Source organism: Megasphaera sp. AF13-6AC, assembly GCF_027685385.1.
GTDB classification, from domain to species: domain Bacteria; phylum Bacillota; class Negativicutes; order Veillonellales; family Megasphaeraceae; genus Megasphaera; species Megasphaera micronuciformis.
This window is the reverse complement of record NZ_JAQCUN010000001.1, coordinates 3,880-27,674: the sequence shown is the minus strand read 5'-3', so window position 1 is coordinate 27,674 and position 23,795 is coordinate 3,880. Positions and strand designations below refer to the sequence as shown.

28 protein-coding genes are annotated in these 23,795 nt (G+C 46.1%); 6 read left to right on the top strand and 22 right to left on the bottom strand.

Going from position 1 to position 23,795, the window contains the following annotated elements:
• Window positions 1-48: 48 nt before the first annotated feature.
• The 4 genes from PGX78_RS00165 to mutY all read right to left on the bottom strand — a co-directional run bounded on the left by PGX78_RS00165 (window position 49) and on the right by mutY (window position 4,191).
• Window positions 49-1,413: an MATE family efflux transporter gene (locus tag PGX78_RS00165; protein ID WP_270444529.1), complete on the bottom strand. Its 1,365-nt coding sequence runs from the start codon at window positions 1,411-1,413 to the stop codon at window positions 49-51.
• 78 nt (window positions 1,414-1,491) lie between these two features.
• Window positions 1,492-1,857 (bottom strand): NifB/NifX family molybdenum-iron cluster-binding protein, encoded by a 366-nt coding sequence (locus PGX78_RS00160; RefSeq protein ID WP_270444527.1) that lies wholly within the window; start codon window positions 1,855-1,857, stop codon window positions 1,492-1,494.
• 82 nt (window positions 1,858-1,939) lie between these two features.
• On the bottom strand, window positions 1,940-3,136 hold the full coding sequence (locus PGX78_RS00155) for a metallophosphoesterase (RefSeq protein WP_270444525.1): 1,197 nt from the start codon (window positions 3,134-3,136) through the stop codon (window positions 1,940-1,942).
• On the bottom strand, window positions 3,133-4,191 hold the full coding sequence (gene mutY, locus PGX78_RS00150; RefSeq protein ID WP_270444523.1) for an A/G-specific adenine glycosylase: 1,059 nt from the start codon (window positions 4,189-4,191) through the stop codon (window positions 3,133-3,135). The genes PGX78_RS00155 and mutY overlap by 4 nt, the downstream gene beginning before the upstream one ends.
• A gap of 100 nt (window positions 4,192-4,291) precedes the next feature.
• On the opposite strand from mutY, the gene PGX78_RS00145 reads away from it, so the two are divergent.
• Genes PGX78_RS00145 through PGX78_RS00135 form a run of 3 tightly spaced genes read left to right on the top strand, consistent with a single transcriptional unit; the run spans window position 4,292 to window position 6,047 of the window.
• On the top strand, window positions 4,292-5,086 hold the full coding sequence (locus PGX78_RS00145) for a DUF4931 domain-containing protein (RefSeq protein WP_270444520.1): 795 nt from the start codon (window positions 4,292-4,294) through the stop codon (window positions 5,084-5,086).
• Window positions 5,087-5,089: 3 nt separating this feature from the next.
• A complete protein-coding gene (locus PGX78_RS00140) occupies window positions 5,090-5,815 on the top strand; it encodes a metallophosphoesterase (RefSeq protein WP_270444518.1) in 726 nt (241 codons plus the stop codon).
• Between the two features lies 1 nt (window position 5,816).
• Complete coding sequence (locus PGX78_RS00135; protein WP_270444516.1) at window positions 5,817-6,047, top strand: hypothetical protein; 231 nt, start codon at window positions 5,817-5,819, stop codon at window positions 6,045-6,047.
• Window positions 6,048-6,057: 10 nt separating this feature from the next.
• On the opposite strand, the gene PGX78_RS00130 is transcribed toward PGX78_RS00135, so the two are convergent.
• From PGX78_RS00130 to PGX78_RS00095, 8 genes are read right to left on the bottom strand one after another with little or no spacing between them, the layout of a single operon-like run.
• Complete coding sequence (locus tag PGX78_RS00130; RefSeq protein WP_270444514.1) at window positions 6,058-7,599, bottom strand: sensor histidine kinase; 1,542 nt, start codon at window positions 7,597-7,599, stop codon at window positions 6,058-6,060.
• Window positions 7,596-8,276, bottom strand: a complete 681-nt coding sequence (locus tag PGX78_RS00125) for a response regulator transcription factor (RefSeq protein ID WP_006942320.1) — start codon at window positions 8,274-8,276, stop codon at window positions 7,596-7,598. The genes PGX78_RS00130 and PGX78_RS00125 overlap by 4 nt, the downstream gene beginning before the upstream one ends.
• Window positions 8,261-8,776, bottom strand: coding sequence for a 2-amino-4-hydroxy-6-hydroxymethyldihydropteridine diphosphokinase (gene folK / locus PGX78_RS00120; protein WP_270444511.1), 516 nt, complete (start codon window positions 8,774-8,776; stop codon window positions 8,261-8,263). Before folK ends, PGX78_RS00125 begins: the two co-directional genes overlap by 16 nt.
• Window positions 8,769-9,134, bottom strand: a complete 366-nt coding sequence (folB, locus tag PGX78_RS00115) for a dihydroneopterin aldolase (protein WP_270444509.1) — start codon at window positions 9,132-9,134, stop codon at window positions 8,769-8,771. The genes folK and folB overlap by 8 nt, the downstream gene beginning before the upstream one ends.
• Window positions 9,135-9,148: 14 nt before the next feature.
• Entirely contained in the window at window positions 9,149-10,006 is an 858-nt protein-coding gene (gene folP, locus PGX78_RS00110) for a dihydropteroate synthase (protein ID WP_270444506.1), read from the bottom strand.
• Entirely contained in the window at window positions 9,999-10,586 is a 588-nt protein-coding gene (gene folE, locus PGX78_RS00105; protein ID WP_333523787.1) for a GTP cyclohydrolase I, read from the bottom strand. The genes folP and folE overlap by 8 nt, the downstream gene beginning before the upstream one ends.
• 15 nt (window positions 10,587-10,601) lie before the next feature.
• Window positions 10,602-11,000 carry a DUF3592 domain-containing protein gene (locus PGX78_RS00100; RefSeq protein WP_270444501.1) on the bottom strand — a complete coding sequence of 133 codons (399 nt, stop codon included), beginning with the start codon at window positions 10,998-11,000 and terminating at the stop codon, window positions 10,602-10,604.
• A 20-nt stretch (window positions 11,001-11,020) separates the two neighbouring features.
• Window positions 11,021-11,530 carry a hypothetical protein gene (locus tag PGX78_RS00095; RefSeq protein ID WP_270444498.1) on the bottom strand — a complete coding sequence of 170 codons (510 nt, stop codon included), beginning with the start codon at window positions 11,528-11,530 and terminating at the stop codon, window positions 11,021-11,023.
• An 81-nt stretch (window positions 11,531-11,611) separates the two neighbouring features.
• On the opposite strand from PGX78_RS00095, the gene PGX78_RS00090 reads away from it, so the two are divergent.
• Together PGX78_RS00090 and gdhA are read left to right on the top strand one after the other, a co-directional pair.
• A complete protein-coding gene (locus PGX78_RS00090; protein ID WP_270444496.1) occupies window positions 11,612-12,718 on the top strand; it encodes an acyltransferase in 1,107 nt (368 codons plus the stop codon).
• A 377-nt stretch (window positions 12,719-13,095) separates the two neighbouring features.
• Complete coding sequence (gene gdhA, locus PGX78_RS00085; protein WP_270444494.1) at window positions 13,096-14,445, top strand: NADP-specific glutamate dehydrogenase; 1,350 nt, start codon at window positions 13,096-13,098, stop codon at window positions 14,443-14,445.
• Between the two features lie 132 nt (window positions 14,446-14,577).
• Here gdhA and PGX78_RS00080 read toward each other — a convergent pair whose 3' ends face one another.
• The 3 genes from PGX78_RS00080 to PGX78_RS00070 form a co-directional block, all read right to left on the bottom strand.
• The gene (locus tag PGX78_RS00080; protein ID WP_270444492.1) at window positions 14,578-14,796 is read right to left on the bottom strand and encodes a hypothetical protein; all 219 of its coding nucleotides are present in this window, start codon (window positions 14,794-14,796) and stop codon (window positions 14,578-14,580) included.
• A gap of 74 nt (window positions 14,797-14,870) precedes the next feature.
• On the bottom strand, window positions 14,871-15,251 hold the full coding sequence (locus PGX78_RS00075) for a helix-turn-helix domain-containing protein (RefSeq protein ID WP_270444490.1): 381 nt from the start codon (window positions 15,249-15,251) through the stop codon (window positions 14,871-14,873).
• Between the two features lie 304 nt (window positions 15,252-15,555).
• Window positions 15,556-16,335, bottom strand: coding sequence for a hypothetical protein (locus tag PGX78_RS00070; RefSeq protein ID WP_270444487.1), 780 nt, complete (start codon window positions 16,333-16,335; stop codon window positions 15,556-15,558).
• A 184-nt stretch (window positions 16,336-16,519) separates the two neighbouring features.
• Here PGX78_RS00070 and PGX78_RS00065 point away from each other — a divergent pair, with 184 nt between their 5' ends.
• Window positions 16,520-17,245 carry a hypothetical protein gene (locus PGX78_RS00065; RefSeq protein ID WP_040774299.1) on the top strand — a complete coding sequence of 242 codons (726 nt, stop codon included), beginning with the start codon at window positions 16,520-16,522 and terminating at the stop codon, window positions 17,243-17,245.
• A 47-nt stretch (window positions 17,246-17,292) separates the two neighbouring features.
• Here the strand turns inward: PGX78_RS00065 and PGX78_RS00060 are convergent, their stop codons facing one another.
• The 7 genes from PGX78_RS00060 to PGX78_RS00030 all read right to left on the bottom strand — a co-directional run.
• Window positions 17,293-18,297, bottom strand: a complete 1,005-nt coding sequence (locus PGX78_RS00060) for a nucleoid-associated protein (protein WP_270444483.1) — start codon at window positions 18,295-18,297, stop codon at window positions 17,293-17,295.
• Window positions 18,294-18,935 carry a precorrin-8X methylmutase gene (locus PGX78_RS00055; protein ID WP_270444480.1) on the bottom strand — a complete coding sequence of 214 codons (642 nt, stop codon included), beginning with the start codon at window positions 18,933-18,935 and terminating at the stop codon, window positions 18,294-18,296. Before PGX78_RS00055 ends, PGX78_RS00060 begins: the two co-directional genes overlap by 4 nt.
• Window positions 18,935-20,314: a cobyrinate a,c-diamide synthase gene (locus PGX78_RS00050; protein ID WP_270444478.1), complete on the bottom strand. Its 1,380-nt coding sequence runs from the start codon at window positions 20,312-20,314 to the stop codon at window positions 18,935-18,937. Before PGX78_RS00050 ends, PGX78_RS00055 begins: the two co-directional genes overlap by 1 nt.
• Window positions 20,301-21,527: a precorrin-6y C5,15-methyltransferase (decarboxylating) subunit CbiE gene (gene cbiE, locus PGX78_RS00045; protein ID WP_270444475.1), complete on the bottom strand. Its 1,227-nt coding sequence runs from the start codon at window positions 21,525-21,527 to the stop codon at window positions 20,301-20,303. Before cbiE ends, PGX78_RS00050 begins: the two co-directional genes overlap by 14 nt.
• A gap of 1 nt (window position 21,528) precedes the next feature.
• On the bottom strand, window positions 21,529-22,284 hold the full coding sequence (gene cobK / locus PGX78_RS00040) for a precorrin-6A reductase (RefSeq protein ID WP_270444472.1): 756 nt from the start codon (window positions 22,282-22,284) through the stop codon (window positions 21,529-21,531).
• A complete protein-coding gene (gene cobJ / locus PGX78_RS00035) occupies window positions 22,281-23,012 on the bottom strand; it encodes a precorrin-3B C(17)-methyltransferase (RefSeq protein WP_270444470.1) in 732 nt (243 codons plus the stop codon). Before cobJ ends, cobK begins: the two co-directional genes overlap by 4 nt.
• Before the next feature lie 9 nt (window positions 23,013-23,021).
• On the bottom strand, window positions 23,022-23,795 hold a 774-nt coding region (locus PGX78_RS00030; RefSeq protein WP_270444468.1), incomplete at its 5' end, for a cobalt-precorrin 5A hydrolase.

The window sequence follows — 23,795 nt, the reverse complement described above, 5'->3', positions numbered from 1 at the left end:
AATTATAACACGTCATCAAGGCTCTTTACAACACTACTGTAGTATACTTTAGACTCGGTGCCCCTCTTTCAGTCGCCCCGCCAGACGATACATATACCACCTATATAAGGCAAATAACAATACAGTTGTAATACCCCAGCTGATAGGATAAATCATCATAAGGACGGAAAATCCGGGATTGGCGGCAAAAACCGTATATACCCAAACAATCCGCACAGCACAAATACCGATGAGTGTCACAATAGCCGGCGGTAGGGAAAAGCCGTAGCCGCGCATGGCACCGGAAAGGATTTCCATACAAATATTCAAAATCTCCAATTCGACAACATAGTGTATGCGAATTAACCCCAACTCTATGACAGCCGGATCACTCGTGAAGATATGCAGCACAGCTTCCCCTTTAACATACACAAAGGCCGCCATAACGACAAATACGGCGACACTCATTTTCATACATAACGTCGTAACCTGCCGACAACGATGAATCTGCCGTGCTCCGAAATTTTGTCCTACAAAGGTTGTAGTCGCCTGCCCGAAGGACATAAGAATAACATAAACATTAATTTCCAAGATAAAAGAAGCCGCCGATGCGGCCATGGCATCGGGACCCAAACTGTTAATAGCCGTTTGAATGATAAGGTTGGCTACGGAGAAAACCATTCCTTGAATTCCTGCCGGCATACCGATAGACAACATGCTCTTTAAATGTTCTTTATGAAAGACCAAGTCCTTAACTCGAATGGACAGGACATCGTTCCTTTTATATAGAGCAAAGAATAAAATGCCCGATGCCGTCATATTGGCAATAACCGTAGCTCCCGCCACTCCGACCAGTCCCAAATCAAAGACGGTTACACTTATTAAATCCAAAACTATATTCAACATACTGGCTACAAATAAAGCAGCCAAAGGTATGGTAACTTCTCCGCGACTGCGAAATAAAGCCGCCTGAAAGTTATAAAGGCTGACAAAGGGTACTCCGGAAAAATAAATACGCATGTATAATTCCGCTTCCGGTAGTATTTCTTTGGGAACTCCCAGAAGATGTAAGGCCGGAACGGCAAATACCTGACCAACAACAAGAAGCAGGACGCCTATAATCAGAGACAGGGCAAAGGCTGTATGAACAGCCTTTGAGGCTTCTTTATACTTACCGCCGCCCAAAAGCTGGGCAACGACTACATTCCCTCCCAAGGATAATCCGAGCAGGAGGGATAAAAAAAGCCCTACTACGGGAATGTCGTTGCCTACAGCCGCCATAGCCTGTTTGCCTACAAATCGTCCCAACACTGTCAAATCCGCACCATTGTATAATTGTTGCAACAAAGCCGTTGCCACCAGTGGCAACGTAAAGGCCAACACCTTATCCCATAACGAGCCGTGCAACATATCAATAGGGCCGCCGAACTTCATTACCTCTCCCCTCCTTCCTTAAACAACATAAGAACTGCGAAACATAATGTTTACGCAGTTCTCTTTGAGTAAAACTTATTACCCTTGACACGTATGATTGGGGTCATCATCAAATTCGTGACACCCCACTTCGGGATCATATGCAAGATTGTTTGATAAAAATGCGTTAACCGCATCATCGGCACGAGCCATGACACCCCCATACAGCTCCATTCCGCTTTCACGTACGGCCTTCTGTGCACAACCGCCGATATTACCGCAAATAACGATATTGACACCCAATTCTTTCAAAAGCCGAGTCATGGCTCCGTGACCTTCCGCTTCATTGGTAACGAGGTGAGCCGCCGTTACGGAACCGTTTTCGACCGTATACAGCTTGATTTCTTTCGCCCTGCCGAAATGCTGAAACACCTTTCCGTCTTCATAGGGTACTGCTATTTTCATGAGCATAAGCCTCCTTTAAATATCTTCTATATACTTGCTTGATAATAGTAATATAGTCCCGACCGGTCGTCAATCACTTTTCCTATCCCCTATGCAAGGTGTGAATCGTAATTTCTCTGGAACAACCGATGCGCAATGGCAACCAATGCCCCGTCCCCCGGTTAACATAACAATAGGTATCTCCCTGACGATACAGCCCTCTTAAATACGCATATTTAAGAGATGCTACGGGTGTTGCGAAAATCAGCTGTCCGCCGTGCGTATGACCTGACAAAACTAAAGACACGCCGGCTGCTGCGGCCGAATCGAAAAAATCGGGATGATGGGCTAATAAAACGGTAAACATGTCCTGGGGCCTGCCTTGAAGAGCCTGCTTCGTAAACTCCTTCGCCTGCCGTTCAAAAGCGTCCCTCGTCTTGGCAAAGCTGTAATCCGTAGCTGCCAGAAAAAAAGCTTGACCGGGAAAGCGCTGCGGCCGAATAACAACCCCTTCATTACGTAAAATATGCACTCCCGCATTTTTTAACATAGTCGTCATATATTGTACGTCGTGAAAATATTCGTGATTACCGTAACAAAAATATATGCCGTCGCGAAAACGGGATGCCTTCTCGGCCAATACGGCTCCGCACTCGGGTACCAGACACATTTCGTCAGCTAAATCGCCCGTAATGACGAGCATATCCGCATTATTTTCAACTACCTCGTCAATAGCTCTGCCTAAATCGTCCGCCCCTAAGAAAACACCTACGTGCATATCCGATATGTGACCTATAATATAGCCGTCCAATTCGGCCGGCAGAGACTTAAAGCTGAGACTCTGTCGCTCTGTAACGACGCGAGCGTTCCCGTCCGTCAGTCCGAAAGTCGTAACAAGTCCCGCACCGACGGGAACTAAAACGGCCCTCTTCAAAAACCTCCGCCGCCCTGTGTCGACACTATGGACCTTATAAACTCCGCCCTTTCTCCCGTGTCTTTTTATAAAGACGACAGCCGTCCCTACAATTCCTAAAGGAAGAAGAGCAAACCAGGTCATCAACCAATCCAACCCGGCCATAGCTGCATACTGCAATCCCTTAACATACGGCATGTCATAAAAGCTATAGTATGTCTCCTCATAAAAACGTACACCTATGGCAATGACAAGAGTACAAAGGGAAAAAACAAGAATCTTTACAAACTTTGATTGAGATTTTGTAATATAGAAAAAAGCGGCGGCCGACAGGGCGGATCCGCCGGCAGTAATGATTAGAAAGAGAACTAAAAACCAACCTTTCATGATAATAAAGCTGTGATCTTACCGTGCGGCCCCGCCCATGGCAAAGACGTGTACTCACAAACCGGCAACCACTGCCACTTCTCCTTTTCCGTCAAATTTCCACCCGTATATCGGCCTTCGTATACGGAAAGATGCCATTTTTTATGAGAAAAAACATGTTTAATATTCATAACGACCTCAGGCTCTACGAAAACGGATATTCCTACGGACGCCATTAAGTCCCGCAGCTTATCTTCTGCCTGTCCGTCTTCGCCTCGTACAGCCGGAAACTCCCACATAGACGCCAGAAGTCCCTGGTCCGGCCGCTGCCTGACCAGGACGGACTCATTTCTGCGACACACTAATACGGCATAATGCTCTTCAGCCTGTTTTTTAGAAGCAAGACGCACGGGCAAGACCTTCTCCATACCCGCAACCTTGGCTTCGCAAAAATCGGCTAAGGGACAATCCGAGCACCTCGGATACTTGGGAATGCAAACAACGGCACCGAATTCCATGAGAGCTTCGTTGAAATCTCCGGCTCTACCTGTCGGAATCTGTGACTCTACGAGTCGTGTAACCTCTTTTTTTACCTTTGTCGACAAAATATTTTCTTCAATCTTGTATAACCTTGCCAGAACACGCAAAACATTGCCGTCTACAGCCGCTACGGGACGATTATAGGCAAGACTTGAAATAGCTCCTGCCGTATAGTCGCCTACACCTTTCAAGGTAAGCAGTTCCGCTTTTTCACTGGGAATAACACCACCGTATTTATTTTGAACTTCCCGTACGGCAGTCAGCAAGTTTTTAGCTCGCGAATAATATCCCAATCCTTGCCACTGACGCAAGACATCCTGCTCATCCGCAGCAGCCAGTTCCGCTACGGAAGGGAATTGCTCCATCCAACTTTCATAATACGGTTTTACAGTCTCTACCTTGGTTTGCTGCGACATGACTTCCGACACCCATACGGCATAAGGATCTCGCTTACCTTCACTGCGCCAGGGCAGGTGTCGGCGGTTTTTACTAAACCACTCCAACAATAAGAGTGGCCACTTATCTGAATTTTTCACCTGTATATTTCCTTTTCACTCAATATGCTTAATTATATCACACGATTTAAAAACCATATTCAGTATGCTACAATATATACTACACGGAAGGAGCGATACGATGACAAACAGGGACTACGATAAGCCGTTAGAGTTCGATTTGGCCATAGGTAAACAAAAACCGAATACGGTACGGCGACACGAAAAGTATTGTCCCTTTTGTGATGTTCCTCATTTAAAAGGGATTTTAGATAAAAAGGGCCCTATGATCTGGCTTAAAAATGCCTTTCCCGTTTTAAAAAATACGGATCCGACCTTAATCATAGAAACGGACAATGACGACGGCGAGTTTACCCGTTACACGCCTGAATATGCTGAAAGCTTACTGCATTTTGCCGTGTCGAAGTGGATGATTATGAGACAGAACAAGCAATTTAAGTCCGTCCTCTTTTACCGCAACTACGGGCGTCTTTCCGGCGGGACTATCCACCATCCGCACATGCAGGTCATCGGTTTGAAAGAGTATGACTACCATTGCGACGTACGTATTGAACACTTAAAAGGTCAAGTCGTCTTGGCTACACCCGATTTGGAAGTAAATCTTTCCGATCATCCCCTTATAGGTTTCAACGAATTCAACCTGATTCTTCATCATGACCGCGGCTTTAGCGATTTTTCCCGGTACTTACAGTTGACAGCCGGATACATAACTGAACGTTACGCTCAATTTACGGACAGTTATAATCTTTACTTTTACTATTTCCCCGAAAAACCGGGAATCTTTGCCAAAGCGGTTCCCCGCTTTTTGACCAATCCGTTGTACGTAGGATATAGAATCCCTCAAATTACGGACGAAAATTCTCGCCTGGAAACAGTCCGAGCTTTAAAAAATAAACTTTTATCAATAAAGGATTAATCTATGCGTTTATTTGCAATAGGAGATTTGCACTTATCCGGAACGCCTGCGAAAAAACCGATGGACGTCTTCGGCCCGCGTTGGACAAATCATTGGCAACGAATTCAAGAAGACTGGCGTTCGCGTGTAAGTAATGACGATACGGTTCTCATTGCCGGCGATACCTCTTGGGCTATGCACCTTAAAGAAGCTCAAGAGGACTTGGACGAAATCAGAGCTCTGCCGGGTAAAAAAATTATTATTCGCGGCAACCACGATTATTGGTGGGAAAGTGCCGGTAAGCTCAACCGTCTGGATAACGAAAATAATATGTACTACCTCTACGGTACGGTTATGGAAACGGAAAACAAGGAATTTGCCGTTTGCGGCACCCACGGATGGATCAGCCCCGGCGATATTCACTATCGTTCACCTCAAGACGACAAGCCGTACAGGCGCGAACTCTTACGTGTTGAGAGAACGCTTCAGGAAGCGGAAAAGCTCGGTTGTCGCCATACCGTATTACTGCTCCACTACCCGCCGGTCTGCGACTTGACCAAACCGAGCGGATTTACGGAATTATTGGAAAAATACAAAGTTCCTCTCTGTGTGTTCGGCCATTTACACGGCATGCAACCGAATACCATGTTCCCCCGTGTCTTTAACGGTACTCTGTTGCACCTAGTATCGGCGGACTACAGAGACTGCAAACTCTTGGATATAAGCGAAATTATGAATAAGGACCATTAAGATGAGCCAAATTGCTAAAAAACACCTACTGGCCGGTATTATCTTCGGCGATACGAAAACACAGGAATATATTTACTTGCCCGGCGGCGAAGTCGGCACGGAGCACCCCATCTGTGTTTTTGAACACAACGGAAAAAAGGATGACATCGATTTGGAGGAAGCGGGACATCTCATTGACAGGCTGACTTTAAAAAAGTGCTCTCATCCCTCTTTGGGGACAAGAGCATTTTAAGAACAATATACTATTTTTCTTTTGCGACGGTGAACCAGAAGGTAACACCGTCTTTTTCATTGCGTACACCATACCGCTGTTCGTGCAAGGTAAGTAATGACGCGACAATGCCGAGACCTAATCCGTGTCCGCCGAACTTACGCTGAGCATCTCGCGTATGCGACGAGTCGACCTTGAAAAAGGGTTCCCATATACGTGTATGGAACTCTTCCGGTATTGTCTCACCTTCGTTAAAAACTTCTACCAAATAGTCCGATTCTTCCACCGTAACGGTTACTTTAATACAACCGTTTACAGGCGTATAATCGATGGCATTGGATAAGAAGTTGTTGAGAATAATATCATAGCGTCCCGGGTCGCCGTAACAAGGCATTTCGTCAGGCAAAGTCCAGAACAGGTGAATGCCCTTTTCTTCCGCCGGCTCTTTGAAACGAATCTTCGATTCTTCCATCAAAGCGGCGAAATCAAAATCCGTCAATTCCAGTTGCAACCGCCCTGCTTCCAATCGCGATAAGTTGAGCAGGTCACGAACCAGGCCGTCCATCTTCCTCGTTTCCGAGCAAATGACCGAACAATAGTGTTCCTGCGTCTCTACGGGAAGATTCTGCAAATCTTCCAAGGCCTCCGCATAGCCTTGAATGATGGCTAAGGGAGTCTTTAATTCATGAGACACGGCGGATATGAAGGATTTGCGCATGTACTCGATTTCAGTTGCCTTGTCCAGCTGAATTTGCAAGGCCGTATTACTCTGTTGCAAGTCTTCCAGCGCCTGATTCAGCTTAGATGACAGGGTATTCAGAGTCTCGCCGACCATACTGATTTCTTCACTCGTACCGGTTCGCTCCCATTTGCGCGAAAAATCAAGATGAGCCATGTGCATAGCAATCCCTTTTAATTCATATAAAGGATCGGTCAATTTCTTTGAATAATGGAAAGCTCCCCACAAAGCCAAGGCCATCCAAATAAGCCCTAACATCAGGATAAACCGCTGAACAATTTTTACATTTTCCCGCAACGGTGCCAAGGGCTGACTTATAGTTACATACGCATGATCACTAATGCGGGAAACAAGACTGTAAAACCGAATACTGTCACTATTATTATCCGTGTAGTACATAATCTTGTTCAAATCTTCTTCCGGCGGGTCGTACCCGCGCAACAAAGATACGATAATACGAATATGCTGAGGCACATTCGCCCTGGCCGACTGTATTAATCGGCGTCCCTGCGATGCCGTCTCCTCTTCGGTGGAATCACTCAAAACCCTAGTACGATCCGCACCCGATAGATATACCAGCACGCCTTGATCAATGACGAAGACATCGGCATTTGTCGAGTCGGTAAGTTCATTGATTTTCTGAATACCCGTAGACCCTTCGGCCTTATAGATGCGGCCGACGTCTTCAGCCAAGGTTGCCATATTATGCCGCTGAATCCCGTAATAAATGGGCTCAAAGGCAAACCCGATGACTAAAATCAGGGTCAATACAAAGGTAAGGGTAAAGCCCACAAGGCCGAACCCGACTTTTTGGCGAAGCGAAACGTTTCTCATTGTTGTTTATCGTAGCGATACCCGTAACCGCGGACTGTTTGGATATAAGAACCGCGATTCCCCAATTTAATACGCAATCGGTTAATATGAGTATCAACCGTCCGAAGATCCCCGTAATACTCATAGTTCCAAACTTTATTCAAAATCTGGCGACGACTCAAAGCCTTTCCGGCATTCGTCATCAAATAATTGAGTAATTTATATTCCGTCGGACTGAGATCCGTACTCTTACCGTCAATAAGAACCTGATGCGCTTCACGGTCAATGGCCACACCTTCCGCCGGTACGGCATCGGCGCCGTTTTCTTCCCCTTCACCGTGTAATCTGCGCAACAACGCCTTCATTTTAGCTACCAAAAGTTTCGGGCTGAAAGGCTTTGTAATATAATCGTCCACACCTAAATCATAGGCAAAGAGTTGGTCGATTTCTTCATCTTTCGCCGTAATCATGATAATAGGAACCGTCGATGTGCGGCGAATTTCTCTGCACACCGTCCAACCGTCATAACCGGGCATCATGACATCCAGCAGGACCAAGTCCGGCTTCTGTTCATTAAAAATGTCCAAAGCCTGTTTTCCGTCTACCGCTTCCAGGACTTCATATCCTTCGGGACGTAAAAAATCGGCAACAAGCTGTCTCATTAACGCTTCATCATCGGCAATTAAAATTCTTTCCATTGCAAATACCCCCTCACAGGCCGTTTTACTTCCTTGATTTCATTCACATTCGTCAGCCGGCTCAACCAGTCACCCAGCGGTTTCCCTTGTATCTCGCAATTACCTGCAACTTGCATTAACGGTACCAGTACGAAAGCTCGTTGTGTTAAATACGGATGAGGCATTTCCAAAAACTCCGTATGACACTCTTCCCGTTCCGAAAAAAGTAAATCCAGATCAATCGTCCTGGTGCCCCACTTACAGTGACGAACTCTGCCTAACTCCGCTTCTATAGTACGGCAACGTCGCAACAAAGCTTCTCCTTTTAAATCCGTGTCGATGACGACGACGGCATTTAAAAAGGGCCGTTGATTCGTAACCCCCCACGGCGGCGTTTCATAAAGGGAAGAAAAACCTTGTACCTTTATATCCTTATCCGCTCCCAAGCTTTGTAGAGCACGAGTCATATACTCGTCTCTGTCCCCACTGTTGGACCCCAGTCCGATATAAAATCTATTCATGTCTGAATCTCTCTGTCCGCACGGCTACATCCGTGAAGGAGCAACCGATAGGTGCTTCGGGTTTGTGCACTGTAACTGCGACGGAAACCAAAAGAGAAAACTGTTCCAACAATCTGTCTCCAATAGCATAAGCCAAAGATTCGATTAAGTTGAACGGCTTTCCTTCGACAATGGCGACTACAGTGTTACAGACTTCACCGTAATCAATCGTACGTTGTAAGTCATCTGTCAAACCGGCATCCTTCAAATCCAGTCGTAAGGCCAAATCTACAATAAAAGGCTGCCCTTTTACTCGTTCTTCCGGAAGGCACCCGTGATAGCCTTTACAGGCAATTCCGGTAATGATTATTTCATCCATTTGACCTTCCTCCGTTATTGTACACTAAAATTCTCGTTCCCGCACAATACATCGGCTACACGACACATGCGGGCAATCTCTTTGACATCATGGACGCGCACAATGTTACAGCCTGCAGCTATACCCAAAACGCAAGTAGCTCCGGTCCCTTCAACACGCTCCGTTACGGGCATATCGAGGATTTTCCCCAAAAATCCCTTGCGCGAGGTTCCCAAAAGAAAGGGATAGGGAAGCGACATAAATTTATTTAAATTTTGTAACACATATATGTTTTGCTCAAAGGTTTTACCGAAGCCGATACCCGGGTCAAGGATAATATGCTCCTTCGGGATACCCGCTATTTCCGCTATATTAAGGGATTTCTTATAAAACTCTTTCATGTTTTTAATTATGTCGGAATAATGTGTATTGTTACAGTTATGCATAACTACGACCGGAAGGCCGTACTTGGCAGCCACTGCCGCCATTTCTCCCGGTTCCTTTTCATACTGCAATCCCCAGATATCGTTAAGCAGATGTACACCTTCTTTGGCCGCATATTCCGCCGTTTCCGCTTTAAACGTATCTACCGATACGGGAACGGGGCATTTTTTAACAATATGCGGTAAGAATTGTGATAAAATTGCAATTTCCTCTTTGGCGCCGACGGGAACAAAGCCGGGACGAGAGGATTCGGCACCTATATCTATAATATCGGCTCCGTCATTTACCATCTCTTCCATATGCGCTAAAGCCTTGTCTACCGTATTCCACTTACCTCCGTCGGAAAAGGAATCACTCGTTACATTCAAAATTCCCATGACCAAGGTCTTCTTACCGATGATCAATTCTTTTCCGTCCGACCATTGATAGCGACGTTCTTTTTCATTCATCTCCCGGTTCCTCCAGTAGCTTTAAAGCTCTCTCATATAAGGAACTCCCGGCTTCCAGAGCTCCTCGTGCGGCAACGGTCATAATCTCCGACTTTCCTGCTAGAGGATTGCGCATAGAAAGGCATAAATGTCTGCCCCGGACCATGACCAGAACCCCTGCCGTATCAAGGCCTTTTTCTATACTCTGGCATAGCTCCTCCGTCATCCGTTCCTGTAATTGCGGACGCCGGGCATAAACGGCCACGGCATCGGCAAAACGGCCGAAGCCGGCTATTTTTCCGTTTTTCGGCAAATAAGCAATACTTACGGTTCCGAAGAAAGGCAATAAATGATGTTCACACAAAGAATAATATTCTAAATTACGAAGAGCGACAATTCCTGTCGTGTCCGTTTGAATAGGGTTCTTCCAAAGGTCTTCATCCGTACGGTTAAGTCCGGAAAAGAATTCGCCGTACGCTTCAACAACCCGCATAGGGGTATCCGCCATCCCGGTCTTTTCTAAATCTATTCCCCAGGCATTTAAAAACTGTCGTATACCGTCAGTTGCGGCTTGTACATCGACCTGTCTTTCTTCCGTCACGACCTTCACCTCGCCTTAGAGAAAATACGAATACGTCCAAACAAAGATAAGTCCGCCTATAATGATACATAGCGGTGATAAATACTGTTTCCACAAGGGTAAGGAATGATATAAATAAATCTCTTCGAGATTCCCCGGGTTATAGCGCAGTGTCGCCTTATCTCCCGCCTTAAAATCCCATTCGGAAGCCCCGAATTTATACTCTGCCCGAATTTCTTTATGCTCAACTGAAAACTCGATAACCGGATAGTACATGACCCCGCTGCGAGTTTTAACTTCATGAAATCCCGCTACGACTCCGTCTGCATAAACAGTACAACGCCGTACGACGCTACGCAATTTCCAACCGTGAAAACCACCGATAGCTATAAACAAAATCCCCATAATCAGGGGAATCTGACGCAATAAATCCATCTTTGACGACTCCTAACACTTTATTTTTTCGCCACTTCCGCCAACCGCTTCTGTGCATATAAGGCAATACCGATACCTATAAGACCCGTTACGATTTGCGGCCAACTCATGACAAAAAGGATACCGGCTCCGATTCTGTTCGGAACTTCAACAACTTGTAAAAGCACAAAAAAAGCACTGTACAATACGAAGGCTTTGACAAAAGCCGCACCGTAAATTCCTCGTCCCCTTGCCGTATTGACGAGAAGTACGAAAACAATATTTCCGACCATAACGGGAAAGATGAAAAACCACAAGGGCAACATTCCCTCCAACCAAGCAAAAACGGGCAATAATACGGCTGCCGTTACACCCTGCGTACGCCCTGTCGTACGAGCAATAAGAACCAGGCAGGCATTGACGGCCGAACCGATTAAAAACATACTTATCGGTGTCGGCACGGGTATTATCAAACGCATTCCCTGCAATACAACTGCCAAAGCCAAAAGTATAGCTCCTCGCACTAAGTTACGCAATCTGCCGTCATTCATGGAAATCACCTCTACCGAAAAGCCGTCCGCATTGCTATAATAACACATATATATTGTGTATTGTATGTCATAGAGGTGCTTATGTCAAAACGATTCATCCGCTCTATTAACTATATGCGCGGCCTTTGTATGCTCGGTGTTATCGGCATTCACGTAGGCTCCGCCGCGCTTTCAAATCCTACTCCCAATCTGGCCCTTATCGGTCTCTTGGAAATCCTCTCACGCTTTTCCGTGCCGGCCTTCTTTTTTCTCTCCGCCTTCGGCATGTTCTGCAGTCAACCGCTGTCAGCTCCTTTTGACTACGGTGCTTACTTAAAAAGACGCCTTAAGACCGTATTGCTCCCCTATATAACCTGGTCTTTTTTTTATATGTTGTATACAGCCGTTCTCAGCCGCAATTTAGGTATTTTCAGTCCTTCTGCCGTATTCAAAACACTGACATACGGGCTAGCCATGTATCACATATATTTTCTCGTCATTCTCCTTTGGTTTTACCTTCTCATGCCCTTGTGGCGCAGGCTGTTAGCTTACATGTTACAGGCCCCCTTTCTTTCCTTCAGTATTCTCTTCCTGGCAAATCTGGCCTTTAATTTCTGGTCATCCTATCTGTTTACCTATACGGGTACGAACGACTGGCTGAAAGACGCCGCTTCTTATCGACTAAACTGGGTAGTATTCCACTATATATTTATTTTCATGTTCGGGGCTTTCGCTGCTGAGAAATTTGAAGCCGTTACGGCCTTCTTATCTCACCATGGCAAGGGGATCATCCTTTTCCAAGTCTTCTCCGCCGCCGCCATGGTTGCCTCCTACATCGGTGTCATGCACGTGCTTCACTATGATGCACTCGGTGCGGTGTATACTGTTCACCAACTGAGTCCCGTCGGTATGATCTACACCTTGTCATCTATTCTCTTTTTTCTTTACCTGTGGCAATGTCGCCCCGTCTCCGTCAATACGGATAGGCTATTCTCCTTCTTAGGCGATAAATCCTATCTTGTCTACTTGGTACATCCTGTATTTCTCAGCCTTTGTACGGGAACGGCAGCCCACTTCGGCATCGTTTTGAGTGCCCTGCCGATCATCTTTATTTATATATTCGTTACCGTGGCTGCGGCAACCTGTGCCGCCTTTTTACAAAACCTTCCCTTACCCCGTTTTCCGGCAATCTGCCTGCGCGGAAAATAATATCTTATCCCCTTCATGATTCATTCTTGAAGGGGATATTTTTATACAGATTGTTTTTATATACATGCCTTGCCATCTATGATTTAAAAGTATAATTAAAATAATTTAAAGTTATTTATTATTCCTTCTTTTTAATTTTATAATTTTATCTAACATTATCTTAAATAATTACAGATTGTTACTCTTTTAACCTTCCCTAATTAAGCAACGTTAAACCTTGTACTGTTCACAAGTAATTATAAAAATGCTATAGTAAAAGCAGGTAAGCGAGGAAAAAAAATCTATGAGATGACTTACAAAGTTATCTGCCATCTTGCCTCGCAAAAGATTAACGTATCATTCCAATTAAACCAAAGGTGTAAAAGGAGGATTTTTTAATGAACAAGTATCTCGCATCGGTAATCGAAAACGTGAAGAAGAAACATGCCAATGAACCGGAATTCGTGCAAACGGTTGAAGAAGTATTATCTTCTCTCGAACCGGTTATCGAAAAACATCCCGAATATGAAAAATTCGATATCTTGAATCGTATTGTTGAACCGGAAAGAATGTTCACTTTCCGCGTTGTCTGGGAAGACGACAAGGGCGAAATCCACACGAATATCGGTTATCGCTGTCAGTTCAACGGTGCAATCGGGCCCTACAAAGGCGGCCTTCGTTTCCAGCCGAACGTATATCCCGGTATCATTAAGTTCCTCGGTTTCGAACAGATTTTCAAAAATGCTTTGACAGGTCTTCCTATCGGCGGCGGCAAGGGTGGCTCCGACTTCGATCCTTCCGGCAAATCGGATGCCGAAATCATGCGTTTCTGCCAAAGCTTCATGCAGGCTCTGTATCGCTATATCAGCCCGGACATTGACGTACCTGCCGGTGACATGGGCGTAGGCGGTCGTGAAATCGGTTTCCTCTACGGTGAATATCGCCGCTTAAAAGGTACTTTCGAAAACGGCGTCCTCACAGGTAAAGGCTTCAGCTACGGCGGTTCCCTTATCCGTCCGGAAGCAACGGGCTACGGTGCCGTTTACTACTTGGAAAACGTACTCAAACATGATAATGTCGATATTAAAGGCAAAACGATTGCCGCTTCCGGTTTCGGCAACGTTTGCTGGGGTATTTGTAAAAAAGCTGCCGAATTGGGTGCCAAAGTTGTTACCCTCTCCGGCCCGGACGGATATGTATACGATCCCGAAGGTGTCGCAACGCCCGAAAAGATTGATTACCTCCTTGAAATGCGTACGAGCGGCCGTAACCGCGTTCAGGATTATGCTGATAAGTTCGGCGTAGAATTCCATGCCGGTCAGAAGCCTTGGGGTGTTAAAGCCGACATCGTCATGCCTTCGGCTATGCAAAACGATGTTCACATGGAAGAAGCTAAACAAATCGTTGCTAACGGCGTTCGTTACTACATCGAAGTTGCCAACATGCCGACAACGAACGAAGCTTTGAAATATCTCTTGGAACAAAAAGATATGGTTGTCGCTCCGTCCAAGGCCGTTAACGCCGGCGGCGTATCCGTTTCCGCTCTGGAAATGAGCCAGAACAGCGAACGTCTCGTATGGACTGAAGAAGAAGTCGACGCTCGCTTGAAGAATATTATGGACACGATTTACAAGAATTCCGTCGACGCTGCAGAACGTAACGGCCTCGGCTATAACCTGGTAGCAGGTGCTAACATTGCCGGTTTCGAACGTGTAGCTACGGCTATGGTTGAACAGGGCGTATTCTAATAGCCCCCCTTCGGGCCGCAAACCCCCGCCTTCTGAAAAGAAGGCCTTTCACCCAAAACAGCAAGATTATCGTTTCGGCCCTTATAGAAAAGGGTGCAACGGGAGTATCTCTCCTATTGCACCCTTTTCTTTTTACTTGTACTTGTTTTCAATCAACCATACCTGCCCCTTGTCAGAAACACGACATTTTTCATAGGCATATCCGGTAAACATCTTGTACCCGCCCTGCCTACAGGCAGGACACGGATTACAAATACACTGAATAATGCCCAAGCGATAAGGGCATTTCCGACACGATGCAGCCGAAAAAGGGAAAACGAGTAATAATTGCAAAACATTTAAAATAGACATATCTTGACCTCCGAAGTGTTTTGTCCCTATTGTAGCAAATTCGAAAGGTCTACAGGTCGCCTGAAAGGCGACATTTACGTAAGAGAAGGCAAGTTCATGGCAAATAAAATCTCGTTCACTTCATCAATATCGTATCCTTCAATAATACAAAATTCCATAACCAGATCGAAATCTCGAGCCGGCGAAACAGCGTATCCCGCTGAGGCTAGCAGTTTTTTTGCTTCCCCAAGACTCAGTTGCAAGGCAAAAATAAAAGCATATACAACTTTGGCCTTCGGAATCCGCTCTTTCTCATTTCTAAGCTTTGAAAAATACTTACGATCGATGCCTGCCCGTTTATACACTTCCGCATCCGTCATGCCGCTTTCATCAATAAGACGCAGTAAGCGCTCCGCAAAAGATTCTTCTTTTTTTGCAAGTTTAGCTTTAAGCTGTGTAAACATCTTGTCCGACATACGTCCTGAAAATTTTTCGATATAACAGCGTCATCCGAACACCTCCTCCGAGTGAACATTCTTTTTCCCGTTCTCATATATTCTTCGCCGACGATTGGCTATATAGGCATTCACTTTTTTAATAATCTCTTGTTGTATCTTCATTTGTCCCACAGCACCTTCTCCCCTACGAATCTATGATGCTCATACAGCCTTTATTCTAATATGGACCCCACCCCTTGTAAATGCTGCAGTTCGTCCGAATCGAAAAGACACAAAAGGCAGCCCCTCTCGGAGCTGCCTTTTCATTGCATTATCTACACTCTTATAAAGCTTTTTGAGGAACATACTGCGGTTCCTGTACATGATGATTATAAATGGATAAGGTAAGGGAGTCGGGGTAATTCGTAAAGTCTAGGAATTCACCGTCTGCAATATAGTAAACGCCGCCCTTTTGCGGAACTGCGCCGGTAGGATAAAGGCGTGCAAATTCTTCAGGACTTGTCTTGCAATCAAAGCCCGTCCGATCTAAACGACGATCGCCAGTTGCCTTAAAGGTAATCGATACGACACGGCCTGCTTCAAAGTCCATTTGTAATCCAATGCTGTCGTAGTACCACGTTTCAACCTCAGACGTCCAGTTGGAACGAATAGGCTTGCCGTAAACAGCTTCAACCTGTGCCTTTGTTTCGCCGAGGTAAATACCCCCTACCGATTCATAATGTGCCGCATAGTTATACGGCGACAAGTTCCACACATTATCAATAACCAGCTGTTCATGCATCCCCATGCCGCTGTGCTTAATAACAATATCACGAACCCGTTCCGGTTCCTGAATCTTAAAGTTACCGACGGTTTCTCTATCCGTGCGAGCAACAGAGCCGCTCAAAATGGGGCATCCGTTAATATTACCGCCTTCAAGTGACATAATGAATTGGCCGTCGGCTGCATACCAATTCTTATTCCACTGGTTAACCATAGCCTGTGCCGTTGCTACGTCTACAGGTTGTGCCGCAACATCCCGGGCTTGAGCAAATTGCCCCGGAAGTGTAGCCAGGGAAACGGCAAGTGCAGCAAATAACAGACCTTTTTTCGTAGATTTCATAGAGTGCCTCCAATTAATAACTAAATAACATAAGTTTCTATAATTCTATACTATGGCTGTAAATTCGTCAAATACGGCTCTGCAACTTATGAAGTCCTGTAACGATATTCTCCTGTTCATTGACAGAAAAAACAGTCCTGTCTATACTGAATTTATACTGATTTACGTCAAAGAAAGGTATATTATGTTGGATAAAAAGCTGAAATCCGCCGCCTTACTGGCTATTGAAAAAAACGCTCAACGTCGCGTCATTCCCTTTATATATAACGATATAAATTACTATATTAAGCGCCGCATGAGCAACGGACGTAACACCTTTGCCAAGAGCAGTCCCGATACGGCTTTCTACAGAGAAGCTTATAAAATGCTTTCTGTAAATGAAGCGGTTCCCTTGGCCCCTCCCGTTGTCTTATTATGCGATGACTTTATCGTTACCGAGGACACGGGAACCCCTTTACAAGTAGTAGCTAAAAGACTCTCGGTTGAAGAAAGTAAGAATATTTTCTTTAACGCCGGACACGCCTTGGCGACCCTTCACTCTCACGGATTTTGGCACGGTCGCCCGGCAATCCGCGACATTACATGGCATGGACAAGAACAAAAAATCACCTTCCTGGACTGGGAAAATAAGGTGCCTTTTTTAAAAACCGACCCGCAAACCATCGACTTATTTCTCTTTCTTCAAAGTTGCTTCCGTGAAGAATGGCCGACAAACGAATTAATTGACAGTGCCGTTTCAGGCTATTTATCATTGCCTTCAGAAAAGGAACGCTTCGCCGACGTACGCGCTTTTATTCAAGACCACAGCCGTATCTTTGCAGTTTGCCGTGTTCTTTCCGTTTTTCACTGGATTGATGTTCTCTCTGTAGATATGACGGCATCATATGTGATGAACCTGTCCAATAAATAAGGCTAGCACTTAAAGGCCATGACCTTACAGGTCATGGCCTCTTTGTTTTACTTATTAATAATTTTACCGATTCCCTTTAATTCAATAGACAAGGTTCCGTCAGGCCTTGTGAAAAATTGTATAAAATCGGGATTTTCCATATAGGAGGACGGGAAGGTAATTTCAATACCCGTATCCGTCTTTATTTTATGTACCGTACCCGTCCGTTCAGCGAAACGAGATTCCACCTTCACTTCTTTCGGTATGTCTTCAGCCTGTCTCAGTTTCTCCGTAAAGGTCCCCTGCAAAGCGGGCTCGCCTGCAAAGGCGGCTTCACCGAAAGCTTGAGGGGCAAAGCTGCTGCCTGTTTCAGCCGTTTGTGCCAAATACTGCTTTCCCTTGGCCAATGCCTCGACAGGGTTCTTACCGTATTCTTCGGCCACTTTGGTCAGTAACTTTTCGGTCTTTTTCACTGTTTCCTTCCCGGATAATACAGTCGTACATTGTAAAATCAACTCAGGCAAAGCATACACGCCCTCACCGTTAATACTTCGTTTCTTATCGACAAAACGAAGCGTAAAGTCGCTCAAGTCTATAAATACATAGGCTTCGACCTTTTGCATGAGTCCCGGTAAAATGGCCTGATATTCAATAATTTGGCTATACACTCCATCCTCATCCGTCATAATCCGGTGTGTATAAGCCGTACGGTTTTCCAAAAAGAAAAGGGCCAGGCCCTCCCTTTGTGCCTCATCCTTAAAAGATGTGACCAAAAGATCTGTCGTATCCGCCTCAGCCTGAAGTTTCAAGCTCTCGAAAACCGCTTTAGCCAAACTGTCGGCCAACTCCTGAAAGGATAAGTCTTGGGATACATAGGCTTCCAACTGCCGTTTAACTGCCGACGTTTCATAAAATATACCCGTTCGTCCGGCCGGATCGTGCAACGACTTTTCAACACGCTTGGACACATAATCATAGACGGTTTCAATAGATAAATCCAACTCTTTTTGAGAAAGAAGGCACATGCTTGTGCCGAAATCCAAAACATGAAGTATCGCCTTTTGAATCATCATTTCGTATCTTCGCCTCGTGTAACCTTATATAAAAGAGCGTTGCAAATAGCCGCCGCCACATTACTGCCGCCCTTCCTGCCTTCGGCAACTATGTAAGGAACCTTGCAGGTCATGATTCGTTCCTTGGCTTGAACAACGTTGACAAACCCGACAGGCACCCCGATAACCAAGTCCGGTGCCATTTTACCCGAATCGATTAAATCGGCCAAGCGAAACAGGGCGGTCGGTGCATTCCCTACGGCCACAATAAGCGGCCCTTTTATATCGCAAGCCTTATCCATACTGGCTGTAGCCCGCGTCGTTCCATCCGCCTTGGCTTTGGCGGCTACCTCGTCATCTGCCATATAACATATCTTCGCGCCGCCCGTCTTCTTCAAAGCCCCTGCATTAATACCTGTGCAGGCCATATTGGTATCCGTCAGAAAGGTACACCCGTGACGAATGGCATTCAGTGCCGACTCGACCGCATCATTACTGAATCGAAGCTTATGAGCGTATTCAAAATCCGCACTGGTATGAATGACCCGTTTGATAATATCCTTCTTATCCGGATCCAGGCGCACTTCTCCCAACTCTTCCTCAATAATTTGCATACTTCTCTTTTCAATATCTTGCGGTAATACGTGTTCTATATCCATTATTTCTCCTTCTTGCGAAAATCGACACAAGCCCTTACGAATCGTTCGGCGGCCTTTGTTTCTCCGCTAAAGTGAAAATGCGGATAGCCGGCAAAAATACTCCCTTGAGCAAAAACCGCCTCTCCCGCCGCTCGTCTTCCCCGCTTCGTGATGGTAAAGGCAGCCCCTGCATCGGTACTTTGCGAATAATGAAATTCATGGGCCCTCATCGTCTCTGCAGCCGAGCAAAGCAGATTATCTTCGTGAGCCGTCATTTCAGCATAACCGAATCCGACCAATCGGTTCGTCATGGAAATTCTTCCCGGCACGACATGAACCATGGGGAGTTCCGCACCTTCATGCTGAAAACTTTCGGACAAGTACATATACCCGCCGCATTCTCCTACACAAGGGAGACCTGCCTGAACGGCTTTTTGAATACTGAGACGCATTGACTCATTGTTACTTAAAGTTTCGGCATAAAGCTCCGGATACCCTCCCCCTATGTAGAGGCCGTCACAAGAAGGTAATTGTTTATCATGTAGAGGACTGAATTCAACAATCTTTGCACCGTAACGAACCAATTCATTCAAACCGTCTTCATAATAAAAACAAAAGGCTTCATCCTTGGCAACGGCTATGGTTGCCTGCCCGACCGCTTTTATATCTTTGGGTATATAAGATACGGGAGGAGCTTCCTCTGCCAGGGTTGCTAAGCCGTCTAAGTCTATATATTCCAGAGCCGCTTCTGCCAAAATTCTTGCTTTATGCTGTAAACCGACAATTTCATCCGCTGTTACAAGTCCTAAATGGCGACTTTTCAAGGCCCCTTCCGGTAAATCCGGAAAACATCCGTACGCCTTAAGACCCGATTCTTTTTCCCACAACTCCTTATAAAAGCGGTAAACTCCGGGTTTTACATGATTAACGATAAAACCGACAACATGACTGTCACTGCGAAACTCGGCAAGCCCCTTCAGTACGGCTGCTGTTGAAAGAGCCGATCCCCTTCCGCTAACAACAAGCACAACCGGCGTCTCCAACCGACATGCCGTATCATAAGCACTGAAATCGCTTGAAAGACCCAGTCCGTCATAAAATCCCATAGCCCCTTCAAGAACGCAAATATCCGCATTTTCACCATGTCGAGAAAGGATTTCCTTACATACGTCTTCTCCCTTGCCGTGACCGCCGCACAGGAAAAGGTCCAGATTATGTGCTTCCACGCCCGTTACGGCACGATGAAACATGGGGTCTATATAGTCGGGCCCGACTTTAAAGGCCCGTACACCGAGACCTTTGCGCTTAAAAGCCCCTGTTACGGCCATGACGACTGTCGTCTTGCCGCTACCGCTGGACGGAGCAGCCAACAAAATCCTACTTACGTTACTGACCTTCATGCTCCGCCTCCTTGCGAAAGGCCGTCATAACATAAACGGGATTATGCCCTTCCATTAAGGTATACGGACCGACCCGCCTGCCCTCGGAAGCAAACAATTGCGTGGTTTCCAACTCATAATCCGTATGTTCTTTATAATAAGCCGCCACGGCTCCTGCCGTTTCCAAAGTAATGGCCGTAATAACAATCCGGCAGTAAGCGTTCTTTTTATATAATATATCCAGAATTTCTTTCAAATTTCCTTTTGTCCCGCCAATAAAGACTCGATCGGGACATGGCATATCCACTATTTTTTCCAAGGCATTGCCGCGAATGATTTCCAGGTTACGGGCATTAAACCGTTCCTTATTAGCTTCTGCCAACAAAGCGGCCTCTTCATTTATTTCAAAGCCGTATACCTTACCGCACGGCACTTGAAAAGCCAATTCTACGGAACAAGACCCTGTCCCGGCACCTATGTCGTAAACGATGTGATCGACTTCGGGGCGAAGTTTCGATATAGCTAAGGCACGTACTTCCTGTTTCGTCATCGGCGCCTTGCCTCTCAAAAACAGTGAATCATCCCAACCATGGACAGTAGTGACTACCGGCTGAGCTCCTTCGTTTTCAACGACCATGACGGCTAAAGGATCGAATACCTCTTTGGCGCCTTCAGATGCCGTTAAAGTACAAATCCGTTCCTCTTCATATGAAAGGCGTTCTCCTACCGTTACCTTGACCTGCCCCAAGCCGTTGCGACAGAGTTCTTCACATAAGTCCCGAACGGACCCGCCCTTTCCGCCTGTAAGGCAAAAGACCTTTTTATGTGTCATAACGGCACCGGTAAGGTTTCCGTCTCTGCCGTGACGGCTCATGAGATACATATCATCCCAACTCGTAGACGTGCGTGCCGCAAAATAGACGAGACTGCTGATACCGGGATGGCGAACAATCCGACAACCCGGTATGTCTGTAAATAACTTGGCCAGGCTGTAAAAACCCACATCTCCCGACACGAGAACGGCAAGGCAATCTTTCTCTTTATCCGCTTCCTGGACAATTTTCCAAATTTCATCAACCTTATATGTTTGTATGCGCCGTTTCCCCGCAGTCATTTCAGGCAACAGTCGTGTATCACCTACAACGATTGTCGCCTCATTCAAGGCTTTTTCGGCCCGTTTGGTCAACAGATCCGAACAACCCGGACCTGTCCCGATAATATGGACTGTCAGCATCTCATGCCTCCGTCTGACTCTTTACAAAACTTCGTATTTCTTCATATGAGCTTCCCGCATCTTCAGGTCGTTCAATAACAATCAGCTTAGCTTTTGCGGCTCGTGCCGCCTCCAGTTTTTGTGAAAATCCGCCGATAGAACCGGAATTCTTCGTTACGACCCAAGCGGATTGAAACTCTTTGAACATGGCCGTATTCAAGTCTACGGAAAAAGGCCCCTGCATAGCAATAATGCGAGACGGCACATACCCGTTGTTTAAAGCCTTATCAAGTGATTCGCGGACAGGTAAAATACGCACTGCAAGCCGCTGTTTATAATTACGTATGGTTGCAAACTTATGTAAATCCTTGCTCCCCGTCGTAAGAAAAATTACACCTTCTTTTTCGTCAAGCCATGCCGCCGCCTCTTCAACAGATGAAAATCGCAGGCAATCTTCTTCATCTGTCAAAGGTCTTAACAGTCGCTTATAAACGACACCTTTTTTTTCGCAAACGCGACGCATCGTCTCTGTCACCATGGCCGCATAAGGATGCGTCGCATCAATGGCCAAGTCCGGTTTAAATTCATCGATAAATTCCGCCATACCCCTATCATCGAGACGTTTATCAATAACGCTCACATTTGGCTTATCAATAATTAACGATGCTCCGTATTCCGTAGCTACCGTAACGGCTAATTCTACATTTTCATAGGCCAGTTCTTCTGCCAACAGGCGGCCTTCCGTCGTGCCTGCGGCAATCCATATCCGCAAACTCATAGGTGATAACCGCGCGGCGTTACCATCTTATCTTTAATAACCCGTGTCCGGCTGTTACCGATAATGACGGTCGTAAACATATCGACTTGAGCATCCGTTGCTTCGACCAATGTCGTAATACGCACCGACTCTTCACTTCTACCGATATTGCGTACAATGCCGACAGGCGTTTTATCCTCTCTGTATTTTCGAATAATCTGACAAGCCTGCTTTAAATAATCGGGACGACCCTTGCTGGCCGGATTATATAAGCAAATGACAAAATCAGTCTCCGCTGCCGCCTCTACGCGTTTCATTATCTTTTCCAGCGGTGTCAATAAATCACTCAAGGAAATAAGGCATGAATCGGCAACCAGAGGAGCCCCCAATAAGGCACCGCCCGAACCGGCTGCCGTAATGCCCGGAACAACTTCAATCTCCACATCGCCATACGCTTCGGCTACTTCATACATAATGCCCGCCATACCGTAGATACCCGCATCACCGCTTGAAACCATGGCTACGGTTTTTCCTTGCCGTGCCGTTTCCACAGCGGCCTTACACCGCTCCGTTTCTTTTCTCATACCGGTAACGATAAACTCTTTATCCGCAAAATCGGCTTTAATCAAATCGATATAGGTTGTATAGCCTGCAATAACATCACATTCATGCAAGGCGGCTACGGCCCTGTAAGTCATATCCTGCTTACCGCCGGGACCGAGACCGATAACATAAATTTTTCCCTTCATCACTGTCTCCTATTTCCATGAAATCTCTTTATTTTCTACAAACACGGCTACAGTCATGCCGTCACGACTTTGCTTGCGAACAAGCGGCACACTCTCTTTTGCCGCAGCCACAGCCGCCCGTTCGCACACATTATCCGTTCCGACTTTAGAACAAACGAAATCGGAAGCCGTAAAACTTCCCGGTACCTTCATCAATTCGCCGGCTGAATAGGTGCGCAGAGGCACGCCGAACCGTTCGGCACATTCTATCAAACCCTTTTCATCAGCCTTAATATCAACGGTATTAATATCCGCTACACTTAGAGGGGATAAATTCGACTTTTCCAACACCTCACGTACGAATCCTTCGAGATCCTCGACGCTTTTACCGCGTCGACAACCGACACCGACATGTAAAAACGGCGGATGAACACATACTGTTTGTGCAAACGGATGTACATCCGTTCTTACGGTAACGGCCATGCCCGCTTCCTCACGGATTCCTGACCTAAGACCCGGCGGCAAACTTCCCGTCAAAGGAAAGTCACTGACAACACCGGCTCTTCCCCTTGCAAGCAAAGAAGCGGCAAAAGCTTTGGCTGTCTTTAACGACGATAAAAAGAACCCTTTGCGTGCCGCCCATTCGTCAACGGCGAATAAACCGTTAACATCCGTTGCCGTCGTTATAACCGGCACAGCCCCCAAGTGACGAGCCAACATTCGAGCAATCTCGTTGGCACCGCCTATGTGTCCCGACAAAAGCGGAATGACGAAATTTCCCTTTTCATCCGCCACGAGAACCGG

Bases quoted from the DNA above. Each gene is read 5' to 3' on its own strand.
- PGX78_RS00165 (WP_270444529.1), bottom strand. From the start codon at position 1,413: ATGAAGTTCGGCGGCCCTATTGATATGTTGCACGGCTCGTTATGGGAT.
- PGX78_RS00160 (WP_270444527.1), bottom strand. From the start codon at position 1,857: ATGAAAATAGCAGTACCCTATGAAGACGGAAAGGTGTTTCAGCATTTC.
- PGX78_RS00155 (WP_270444525.1), bottom strand. From the start codon at position 3,136: ATGAAAGGTTGGTTTTTAGTTCTCTTTCTAATCATTACTGCCGGCGGA.
- PGX78_RS00145 (WP_270444520.1), top strand. From the start codon at position 4,292: ATGACAAACAGGGACTACGATAAGCCGTTAGAGTTCGATTTGGCCATA.
- PGX78_RS00140 (WP_270444518.1), top strand. From the start codon at position 5,090: ATGCGTTTATTTGCAATAGGAGATTTGCACTTATCCGGAACGCCTGCG.
- PGX78_RS00135 (WP_270444516.1), top strand. From the start codon at position 5,817: ATGAGCCAAATTGCTAAAAAACACCTACTGGCCGGTATTATCTTCGGC.
- PGX78_RS00130 (WP_270444514.1), bottom strand. From the start codon at position 7,599: ATGAGAAACGTTTCGCTTCGCCAAAAAGTCGGGTTCGGCCTTGTGGGC.
- PGX78_RS00125 (WP_006942320.1), bottom strand. From the start codon at position 8,276: ATGGAAAGAATTTTAATTGCCGATGATGAAGCGTTAATGAGACAGCTT.
- folK (WP_270444511.1), bottom strand. From the start codon at position 8,776: ATGAATAGATTTTATATCGGACTGGGGTCCAACAGTGGGGACAGAGAC.
- folB (WP_270444509.1), bottom strand. From the start codon at position 9,134: ATGGATGAAATAATCATTACCGGAATTGCCTGTAAAGGCTATCACGGG.
- folP (WP_270444506.1), bottom strand. From the start codon at position 10,006: ATGAATGAAAAAGAACGTCGCTATCAATGGTCGGACGGAAAAGAATTG.
- PGX78_RS00100 (WP_270444501.1), bottom strand. From the start codon at position 11,000: ATGGATTTATTGCGTCAGATTCCCCTGATTATGGGGATTTTGTTTATA.
- PGX78_RS00095 (WP_270444498.1), bottom strand. From the start codon at position 11,530: ATGAATGACGGCAGATTGCGTAACTTAGTGCGAGGAGCTATACTTTTG.
- PGX78_RS00090 (WP_270444496.1), top strand. From the start codon at position 11,612: ATGTCAAAACGATTCATCCGCTCTATTAACTATATGCGCGGCCTTTGT.
- gdhA (WP_270444494.1), top strand. From the start codon at position 13,096: ATGAACAAGTATCTCGCATCGGTAATCGAAAACGTGAAGAAGAAACAT.
- PGX78_RS00080 (WP_270444492.1), bottom strand. From the start codon at position 14,796: ATGTCTATTTTAAATGTTTTGCAATTATTACTCGTTTTCCCTTTTTCG.
- PGX78_RS00075 (WP_270444490.1), bottom strand. From the start codon at position 15,251: ATGTCGGACAAGATGTTTACACAGCTTAAAGCTAAACTTGCAAAAAAA.
- PGX78_RS00070 (WP_270444487.1), bottom strand. From the start codon at position 16,335: ATGAAATCTACGAAAAAAGGTCTGTTATTTGCTGCACTTGCCGTTTCC.
- PGX78_RS00065 (WP_040774299.1), top strand. From the start codon at position 16,520: ATGTTGGATAAAAAGCTGAAATCCGCCGCCTTACTGGCTATTGAAAAA.
- PGX78_RS00060 (WP_270444483.1), bottom strand. From the start codon at position 18,297: ATGATGATTCAAAAGGCGATACTTCATGTTTTGGATTTCGGCACAAGC.
- PGX78_RS00055 (WP_270444480.1), bottom strand. From the start codon at position 18,935: ATGGATATAGAACACGTATTACCGCAAGATATTGAAAAGAGAAGTATG.
- PGX78_RS00050 (WP_270444478.1), bottom strand. From the start codon at position 20,314: ATGAAGGTCAGTAACGTAAGTAGGATTTTGTTGGCTGCTCCGTCCAGC.
- cbiE (WP_270444475.1), bottom strand. From the start codon at position 21,527: ATGCTGACAGTCCATATTATCGGGACAGGTCCGGGTTGTTCGGATCTG.
- cobK (WP_270444472.1), bottom strand. From the start codon at position 22,284: ATGAGTTTGCGGATATGGATTGCCGCAGGCACGACGGAAGGCCGCCTG.
- cobJ (WP_270444470.1), bottom strand. From the start codon at position 23,012: ATGAAGGGAAAAATTTATGTTATCGGTCTCGGTCCCGGCGGTAAGCAG.